The sequence below is a fragment of the Streptomyces amritsarensis genome, from assembly GCF_001953875.1.
Lineage (GTDB): Bacteria > Actinomycetota > Actinomycetes > Streptomycetales > Streptomycetaceae > Streptomyces > Streptomyces amritsarensis.
Genome location: NZ_MQUR01000017.1, coordinates 87,790 through 96,827, shown reverse-complemented (window position 1 = coordinate 96,827; position 9,038 = coordinate 87,790). Strand labels below are relative to the sequence as shown.

At 73.6% G+C, this 9,038-nt stretch carries 5 protein-coding genes; 2 read left to right on the top strand and 3 right to left on the bottom strand.

Annotated features, from left to right (window positions below; translation table 11 throughout):
* Positions 1-174: 174 nt before the first annotated feature.
* The gene (locus AVW11_RS10705; protein WP_076043859.1) at positions 175-2,238 is read right to left on the bottom strand and encodes a thioredoxin domain-containing protein; all 2,064 of its coding nucleotides are present in this window, start codon (positions 2,236-2,238) and stop codon (positions 175-177) included.
* 231 nt (positions 2,239-2,469) lie between these two features.
* Between AVW11_RS10705 and AVW11_RS10700 the strand changes: the two genes are divergently transcribed.
* Positions 2,470-3,036: a Uma2 family endonuclease gene (locus AVW11_RS10700; RefSeq protein ID WP_076043858.1), complete on the top strand. Its 567-nt coding sequence runs from the start codon at positions 2,470-2,472 to the stop codon at positions 3,034-3,036.
* A gap of 85 nt (positions 3,037-3,121) precedes the next feature.
* Here AVW11_RS10700 and AVW11_RS10695 read toward each other — a convergent pair whose 3' ends face one another.
* Positions 3,122-4,015: a DMT family transporter gene (locus AVW11_RS10695; RefSeq protein ID WP_060178789.1), complete on the bottom strand. Its 894-nt coding sequence runs from the start codon at positions 4,013-4,015 to the stop codon at positions 3,122-3,124.
* 307 nt (positions 4,016-4,322) lie between these two features.
* Positions 4,323-4,655 carry a recombinase family protein gene (locus AVW11_RS10690; protein ID WP_076043857.1) on the bottom strand — a complete coding sequence of 111 codons (333 nt, stop codon included), beginning with the start codon at positions 4,653-4,655 and terminating at the stop codon, positions 4,323-4,325.
* Positions 4,656-4,896: 241 nt separating this feature from the next.
* On the opposite strand from AVW11_RS10690, the gene AVW11_RS10685 reads away from it, so the two are divergent.
* Positions 4,897-8,196 carry a tetratricopeptide repeat protein gene (locus AVW11_RS10685; protein WP_076043865.1) on the top strand — a complete coding sequence of 1,100 codons (3,300 nt, stop codon included), beginning with the start codon at positions 4,897-4,899 and terminating at the stop codon, positions 8,194-8,196.
* The last annotated feature ends 842 nt before the right edge of the window (positions 8,197-9,038 follow it).

The following is a 9,038-nucleotide window of genomic DNA, read 5'->3' as shown; positions in this document are numbered from 1 at the left end:
CCCCGGCCCGCCGCCGCCCCGCTTCCCCCCGAACGCACCCCCCAGCACGCCGTAACGGTGACTCCCGAAGCCATGAGACTAGGCAGGGAAGATGACATCCGGCCTCAGCGGCGATGAATTACGTGTTTCTGAATCGACATATACACAAACGGAATTGGCGGCACTCCGGGCACTTCAGGGACGAACCGCGCCCAACTGCTCCGCCAGCTCGACCGGGTCCGTCGTAGGCCGCGCGCAGACGAAATGCCGGCACACATACGCCGCCGGAAGGTCGTGCACCAGTGTGCGCTCGGCCAGAAGGGGGAACTCCCCCTCACCGCCCTCCGCGGCCTGCGGCAGCCCCACCGCCACCACCGCCCCAGGAGCCGTCCCCAGCAACGCCGCCCGGTGCAGCGCCGCCCGCGCCGGATCCCCCGGATGCCCGACCACGGCCACCTCACGCGGCCCGTCCACGAGCGCCTCGGCCACCGACAGCCCGTGCCCGATGAAACGCGGCACGCGCGGACCCAGCGCCTGCACCACCCCGAGCGCCCGCTCGGCCGCCGTACGGTGCGCCTCCGAGCCGGTGTGCGCCGCGTACGAGAGCAGTGCTCCCGCGGCGGCCGTCCACCCCGACGGCGCGGCCGTGTCCGTCGGATCCTGCGGCCTGCGGATCAGCTTCTCCGCGTCGTGCGCCGTGTCGTACAGCGACCCGTCCTCGGCGGTGAAGCGGTCCAGGACCAGGTCCAGCAGGAGCCCGGCGAATTCCAGCCACACCCCCTCACCGGTCACCGCCGCCAGGGCGAGGAAGCCCTCCGCGACGTCGCCGTAGTCCTCCAGCACCCCCGCGTTGGCGCCCACACGGCCGTCCTTGCTGGTCCGCGCCAGCCGTGGGGCCCGGCCCGCGGCCGCGTCGAAGTGCACCCGCACCAGCAGGTCGGCGGCCTCGGTCGCCCGCTCCACCAGGTCGGGCCGCTCGAAGTACGCCCCGCACTCGGCCAGCGCCGCGATGGCCAGGCCGTTCCACGCGGCGACGACCTTGTCGTCCCGCCCGGGCGCGGGCCGTTCCGCCCGCGCGGCCAGCAGCCGCGCCCTGATCCCGGCGATCCGCTCCGCGTCCACCGCCGGCCCGTCCTGCGGCAGCTGGAGCACGGACGTACCGTGCTCGAAGGTCCCCTCCTCGGTCACCCCGAAGTACCCGGCGGCGAGCGCCCCGTCGTCCTCCCCGAGCACCTCCCGCAACCGGCCGGGGGTCCAGGCGTAGTACGCCCCCTCGACGTGCTCGCCGGTCAGCGGGTCCTCGCTGTCGGCGTCGAGGGCGGAGGCGAAGCCGCCCTGCGCGGTCCGCAGCTCCCGGACCATGAAGTCGGCGGTCTCCAGCGCGACCCGCCGCGCGAGCTCCGAACCGGTGGCCCGCCACAGGTGGGCGTAGACCCGGCAGAGCAGGGCGTTGTCATAAAGCATCTTCTCGAAGTGCGGGACCACCCACTCCCGGTCCACCGAGTACCTTGCGAACCCGCCGCCGAGCTGGTCGTAGATCCCGCCGCGGGCCATCGCCTCACAGGTGTCGGCGGCCATCTGCAGCGCGCCCTCGGACCCGGTGCGCGCGTGGTGGCGCAGCAGGAACTCCAGCACCATGGACGGCGGGAACTTCGGCGCCCCGCCGAACCCGCCACGCGCGGCGTCGTACTCGCGCGTCAGCCCGAGCAGCGCCTGCGCGAGCTCCTCGGGCCCCGGGGTCCCGGCCTTCCCGTAGTCCAGCTGCCGCCCGGCCAGGTCCCGCGCGATCTTCTGCGCGACCTCGGCGACCTCCTCGGGCCGCCCCACCCAGGCGGCCCGTACGCCTTCGAGGACCTGCATGAAGGAGGGCATCCCGTGCCGGGGCTCGGGCGGGAAGTACGTCCCGAAGTAGAACGGCTCGGCGTCCGCGGTGAGGAACACGGTCATGGGCCACCCGCCCTGCCCGGTGGCGGCCTGCACGGCCTCCATGTACACGGCGTCGACGTCGGGGCGCTCCTCGCGGTCGACCTTGACCGACACGAAGTGCTCGTTCATGTACGCGGCGGTGTCGTCGTCCTCGAAGCACTCGTGTGCCATCACATGGCACCAATGACACGCAGAGTATCCGACCGACAACAGAACGGGCACATTGCGCCGCCGCGCCTCCTCGAACGCCTCCGCCGACCAGGGCCACCAGTCGACGGGATTGTCCGCGTGCTGAAGCAGATAAGGCGAGGTCACACCAGCCAACCGGTTCATACGGCCCAGCCTCTCACGCCGACACGGCCCTGCCGGTTCGGCCCGCAAGCCCCCGCCCCACTTGGCCGATTTGCACTCATGCGCCATCACGTGGTGAATACGGATCGCCCCTTTTGCACCCAGGTCGCCCTGCGGACGCTGAAGGTTCTGCCCCGACCCAAAGCCGGTGCCCGACCGGAAGCGGGCAGTACGCTGAGTCGAGCAGCACCGCATCCTCGAAGGAGGTACTCCATGTCCGCCGAGATGGTGGCGCCCGCGTGGATGCACACGCAGATCAGCGCGGAGCAGTACGACTCCTGGTCCGAGGAGCAGTGCGCCGGCATCGAGATCGTGGACGGGATGGTCGTCGTGAGCCCGAGCGCCTCCAAGCGGCACAACCGGCTGGCTCGGCTCCTGGCCAATGCCCTGGACGCCGCCGCGGGTCCGGACTGGAACGCCGACACGGACTTCGACGTCCGCCTGCAGGACGTTCCACTCACCAACCGCCGTCCGGACGTCACCGTCTACCGGGCGGAGACCATCGACCTCACGCCCACCCGCCCCGAGCATGTGCTCCTGGTCGTCGAGGTCGTATCGCCCGGTTCGGAAACAACCGACCGGGTCGTGAAGGTGGACCAGTACGCCAAAGCCGGCATCCCCTTCTACTGGCGGGTCGAGCAGGCCGCCACCGGGGTGCCGATCGTCTACACCTATGTCCTCGACCCAGCCACCAAGGCTTACAGGGACGGCGAGATGTTCACCGGCACCGTGAAGGCCGCCGCACCTTTCAGCGTCACGGTCGACCTCGGGACCATGTAGGAACGAGGAAGCCACTCGCCTCGCCTCCCGCTTCTGCCGTGATCGTTCGCGCCTCGGCGAGGGTGTCGGGAGTGGCCCGTGACGCTCAGGGCCGGTCGGCCCCAGGCGTACCGTGCCTGCGGAGCGCTCCGAGATACACACCGATCAGGATCAAGGGGGCGCCAAGCAGCAGGGAGGCCGTGAGGGGTTCGTCGTCGAGCCAGGCCGACAGCATGATCGTCACGATCGGGATGATGACGAAGACATACGCGGCCCTGGATGCGCCCCAGCGGCCGACCACGAACAGGTAGAGGACGAAGGTCAGTACGGAGCCTCCCACGACGAGATAGCCGAGGGCCCACCAGGTCGCCGGGCGGTCCGGCAGCCGCCAGGTGTCGCCGGCTGCGAGGGAGCCCGCGAAGAGCAGGACGGCCGCGGCGGTCATGCCCACCGCGTTCATCGTTACCGGATGCACCTTCGGCAGCCGTCGCACCAGTACGAGGGACTGGGCGAACGCCAGCACGCTCCCCAGGATCGCGAGAAAGGACAGCAGGGGTATGGAGCCCTGGAGCGGCGCCCTGGAGATGACGGCGACCCCGGCCGTGGCGAGGACGGTGCCGACCGCCGCCATCCATCGGAACGGCTCCACGCGCTGGGCCACTGCGAGCAGCAGGGTCGCCAGCGGGACCAGGGACAGAATGGTCTGGCCGAGTCCGGCGTGGATACGGACCAGCGCGTAGTACGCGAGCGCGAAGGTGACGCCGAAGTTGAGCACGCCGAAGAGCACGGACCCGGCCAGCGCCCTGCCGCGCGGAAACGCCAGCCTCCGTAGCGCCATGATGGCCAGCAGCACCAGTGCGGCGGCGCCGAAGCGCACGGCCGCGCCCCACAGCGGATCGAGTTCGCGGTTGCTGAAGCGGACCCCGACCGCGTTGCCACCCGCCAGGACCGCGGTGGAGGCAAAGGCGGCAAGGGTCAGGCGGTCCGGGGTGCGCTGCACCGGATCACCGTAGCCGCGGCGGACCCGCGCCTCCGATGGGACACACTCTGCCCCGGCACCGGACCACTCCGCCGGTGCACCAGTTCTGCTTCGGGGTCCGCGAAGGCGAGCCACCGGCGGGCCCATCTCGATGACCACCTGCCGCTGTGCGGCAGGCCTTCCATGGCCCGCGACCGGTGCCAGTCCTGGACCCGGCGGCTGCGCATCTCGCCCTCGGTGACGGTTCCTTGGAGGCGTGCGGCGCCTTGGAACAGTCTCCGGCCTCGGTGTACGGATCGCGCAGGCCGTCACGGGCCACGTAGACCCGTCACGGCGCCGAGGTGAGCGCCGCCATGAAGCGGATGAAGTCCTCAGGCATGCGGTGGAGGCGGTCGTCCGCGACGGCCACGACGCCCCGCAGCGGCCCGCCCGCGAAGGCGTGGCCGCGGTGGAGGTCGGCGAGCAGGTGGTCGAAGGCGGGGCGTTCCCGGTCGTCCTTGGTCGCGTTGCGCGCGTTGTCGGTGTAGGTGGCGACCACGACGCAGCCGTGCTCGTGGGCGGTGCGTTCGTTGATGCGGTGCTGGTGGCCTACGCCGCGTGCGTCGCGGTGGGGGGTGTCCCGCGAGGTTCGGGCGTAGGAGGCGACCGGTATCCGGTCCATGGAGCTTTCCCCGTCGAGAGTGGGTGCGATGCTCGCTACGACTGGCGGACGGTGCGCGGGGTTACGCGCCGGAGAGCGGTGGTCCGTCATCCCGCTTGCGGTGCAGGGGAGTTTGGGTGTTTCGACGCGGCCGCGCGAAGGAATTGTCGCTTCCCTCTGAACTAGCTCAGATTCCCTCGCGCGCGGCGGAGACCCGCAGGACACTGGGGGCACGTTGCCGGAGCTCTCTGAGGGGATGCCGATGCGGGACAGCCATCGTGGTGAGGCCGAGCGTCTGTTGGAGCGGGCCGTGGACGAGGCGGTCCGGCGGGGGGCGGGCTCGGCGGATGCCGCGGGTGGGGCTGTGGTCGACAGGGCGGCACTGCTGGCGCGCGGCCGGGAGGCCCTGGACGCACTCGCCGCGAGTGCGGCGCCCGAGTACGAGGCGTACGTGCGGGCGTTGGACGAGGCGGCGGCCGGGGACCAGTCGCTGGGTGAGGCCTTCCGGCGGGGGAACACCTCGACGGCGGTGCTGGTGACCGCGGTCGCGGCGGCCGCCGCCGTGGGGGCGGACCTGTCGCTGGGTGTGGCGGCGGGCACGGCGTTGACGGCGGGCGCCGTCGTGGGGATCGCGGGGGCGGTGGCGACGGTGGCGAAGGTGACGGCGCTGCACGTGCCCGCGGCGAACCGGCGGGCCGGCGAGCTGGGGCGGCCGGGCGGGGCGGAGCAGTTGAGACTCCAGTGGCTGTCGGCGTTGGAGGTGCGCGGGATACGTCCGTTCCTGGAGCAGCAGCGTGCGGTGGCCGCGGCGGCGCGGGCGCCCCGGCCGGTGGGGCTGTCGCCGGCGCGGGCGGCGGGGCAGTTGCGTGGGGTGGACCGTAGTGCGGAGGCCAGGCGGCGCAGTGCGCTGGAGCAGTCGTTCGGGCAGTTGCCGGATGTGGCGGACCGGTTCGCGGGGCGGCGGGCGGAGTTGACACGGATCGCGCAGTGGGTGCAGGCGGCGCGGGCGAGTACGCAGACGCGCCCGGTGGTCGTGGTGTTGCACGGGGAGCCGGGGGTGGGGCGGACGGCGCTGGCGTTGCGGGCGGCCCATGCGCTGCGGGACCAGTTCCGGGGTGCGTGTGTGGTGGACATGCGGGGCGGTTCGCCGGGCGGGGAGCCGGGTGAGGCGCCGTTGTCGACGCGGGAGGCCTTGTTGCACCTGATGAACCGGCTGGGTGCGCCGCGGGAGCAGTTGCTGTTCCGGGAGGGTGCGTCGGCGGAGCAGCAGGTCAGGCGGCTGGGTGAGTTGTACCACCAGCACTTGCGGGGGTTGCCGGTGACGGTGCTGCTCGACGATGCGGTGGACGCGGCACAGGTGCGGATGCTGGTGCCGGAGCGTTCGGAGAGCCTGGTGCTGGTGACGGCGCGGGAGCCGTTGGAGTTGCCGGAGGATCTGGCGGCGTGGGTCCATCAGCTGCCGGTGGAGCGGCTGGACGGGGACGCGGCGGCGGAGCTGGTGCGGGCGGTGGCGCCGGGGGCGGCGGGGGCCACGGGTGCTGCGGGTGTTGTGGGTGCCGCGGGTGTTGCTGCCGGGGTGGCTTCGGTGGTGGAGGTGAGCGGTGGGCTGCCGCTCGCGCTGCGGATGCTGGCTCCGCTGGTGGGTGACGGCGTGGAGGCTCCCATGGGCGAGGGGGGCGGGCGCGGGGTGCATCCGGTGGAGGCGGCGCTGCGGGCGGCGGACGCCCGGCTGGCCGAGCCCGCCCGGCTGCTGTTGCGGCGGTTGCCGCTGGCCGGGCGGGCCTCGCTGGGGGGTGCGGCGGCGGCCGCGCTGGCCGACGTACCGGAGCAGGCGGCGTTGCGGACGTTGGAGGAGTTGTGGGAGGCCGGGCTGATCGAGCGGGTCCGGGGCCAGCGGTTCCGGATGCATGACGCGGTGCGGGCGTACGCGGCGGCCCGGTTGGCGGCGGACGAGGACCGGGCGCAGGCGGTGGCGGCGCACGAGCGGCTGATCCGGAACTACGCGCAGCTGGCGGACTCGGTGATCCGGATGGTCGACGGGAAGATGTCGACGCGGGCGAACCAGTTCGGCGGGCACGGCTTCGTCTCGTTGGACGCGGCATTGCGGTGGCTGGATGACGAGTCGAGTTTCATCACGGCGGCGCTGCGGCATTCGGAGGGGGTGGACCAGCAGGCGGTGCTGGATCTGCTGGGTGCGTTGTGCGACTTCTGCCTGCTGCGCGGGGACCTGTACCGGCTGGGTGAGATCGATGAGCTCACCCAGGCGGTGGAGGCGGGTCGGCAGGGTCAGGAGGGGGCGCAGGGCCGGCTGGTGCGGTCGGTGCAGTGGCGTACGGGTATCGCGGCGCGTCAGCTGGGCGAGCTGGACAAGGCGCGGACGACGCTGACGTCGGTGGTGGACCAGTACATGGAGGCGCACCAGGAAGCGGGGGCGGCGATGGCGCTGGTCTCGCTCGGGATCACGCTGCACCACCAGGGCAATCTGCCGGAGGCGGCGGTGCGGATCCGTGAGGCGCTGGTGCTGCAGGAGTCGGCGGAGCTGGCGGGTGACCGGGCGTGGGCGCTGCACGCGCTGGCGGCGGTGGAGCGGGATCTGGCGCATCTGGCGGAGGCGACGCGGCTGTTGGAGGCGTCGCTGGAGTTGCACCGGGAGAGCGAGAGCGTGCACGGGGAGGCGTGGGCGCACTTCCAGCTGGGGCAGGTGCACCTGCGGTTCGGTGAGGTGGGGCAGGCGGAGAAGGAGCTGGACCTGGCGTTGCAGTTGTACGGGCGGACGCGGGACGACCGTGGTGAGGCCTGGGCGCTGACGCAGCTGGGTCGGGCGCGGGTGGTGGCCGGGGATCCGGAGCCGGCGGTGGAGCGGCTGCGGGAGGCGCTTGCGCGGCATCGGGAGGCGGAGGACGCGCGCGGGGAGGCGTGGACGCAGTACTACCTGGGGCAGGCGCTGGAGGTGGGCGGGGAGCGGGACCGGGCGGTGCGGGAGCTGGAGCGGGCGCGGACGATGTTCTCGCGGATGCGGGACGTGTACGGGCTGGCGCACGCCCGGCACCATTCGGGCCGGGTGACGCGGGACCAGCGGGCGGCGCAGACGGGGAACCTGCGGAATTCGGGCTTCGCCCGGCAGCTGCTGGTGGATGCGCGGGCGGACTTCCAGCGGATCGGGCTGGCGCACGGTGAGGCGTGGACGTGCCTGGAGCTGGCGGTGGTGGACGCGGGCAACGGGCGGTTGTCGCAGGCGCTGGGACTGTGCGAGGAGGCGGTGCGGCTGTTCATCTCGTACGGGGACCGGCGCGGGGAGGACTGGGCGCGGTTCCTGCGGTGCACGCTGTTGCCGTACGTGGGTCTGGCGGGGCCGGGTGTGCCGGAGGAGGCGCGGGCGGAGTTGGCCCGGCTGGTGGAGGCGCCGCATCCGGCGCGTGACGGCCGGCTGGCGGACTGCCTGGAGACCTACGGGGTGATCCTGGGCCGGGGTGTGGATCCGGTGGAGGGCTGGCAGGCGTGGCGGCTGGGGCTGGTACCGGACCTGCACTCGCGGGAGGTCATGGGCGTGCCGCGGGTGTGAACGGCAGGACCGTCACGCCCACCCCGCCCGGCGCGGCGACCGCGGACCGGCACGGCCGGTGGTCGAGCCCGGCGCGGCGGCCGCTACACGGCGACTGCGCGGCTGAGCCGACCGGCAGGTCGCACGAGCCGATGAGGGAGGCCCGGCCCGGATCGGTGGCCGCAGGCCGGGGCCGCAGGCCGGGGCCGCAGGCCGGGGCCGCAGGCCGGGGCCGCAGGCCGGGGCCGCAGGCCGGGGCCGGGGGCCGCAGGCCCCGGAGGTGGCCGCAGGCCCCGGAGGTGGCCGCAGGCCCCGGAGGTGGCCGCAGGCCGGACGCAGGCCCGTAGGCCCCGGTCGGTGGCCAGGGGGCCGGGTCGGTGGCCGGGGGGCCGCAGGCCCGGAGGGGTGGCCGCGGGCCATTAGCGCCGCAAGTCCAGCTCGGCGCGGCCGCCGATAGACGGGGGCTGCCCCGTCTGAGCTGACCGGCAGGTCGCAGAAGCCGGAGGCACACGCCCGGCCCGGATCGGTGGTCGGGGGCGGGAGGCCCGGACCGGTGGTCGGGGGCGGGAGGCCCGGACCACCGGTTGCCGGGGGCCGCAGGCCCGAGCCGCCGCCGGGGCACAGCCGCGGGCCCGAGCCGGTGGGGCGCAGCCCCGGACCGGCCAGCCGCACGCCCGCCCCGCCGGGCGCAGCCCCGTACCGGTACCGGTACGCCCACCCCGCCGGGGCGCAGACCCAAACCAGTACCGGCACGCCCACCCCGCCGGGGCGCAGGCCCGGACCGGTGCCGGCACGCCCACCCCGCCGGGGCGCAGACCCGGACCGGTACCCGCAGGCCCACCCCGCCGGGGCAGCCCCAGACC

Coding starts and splice junctions, on each gene's coding strand:
- AVW11_RS10705 (WP_076043859.1), bottom strand. CDS start 2,238: ATGAACCGGTTGGCTGGTGTGACCTCGCCTTATCTGCTTCAGCACGCG.
- AVW11_RS10700 (WP_076043858.1), top strand. CDS start 2,470: ATGTCCGCCGAGATGGTGGCGCCCGCGTGGATGCACACGCAGATCAGC.
- AVW11_RS10690 (WP_076043857.1), bottom strand. CDS start 4,655: ATGGACCGGATACCGGTCGCCTCCTACGCCCGAACCTCGCGGGACACC.
- AVW11_RS10685 (WP_076043865.1), top strand. CDS start 4,897: ATGCGGGACAGCCATCGTGGTGAGGCCGAGCGTCTGTTGGAGCGGGCC.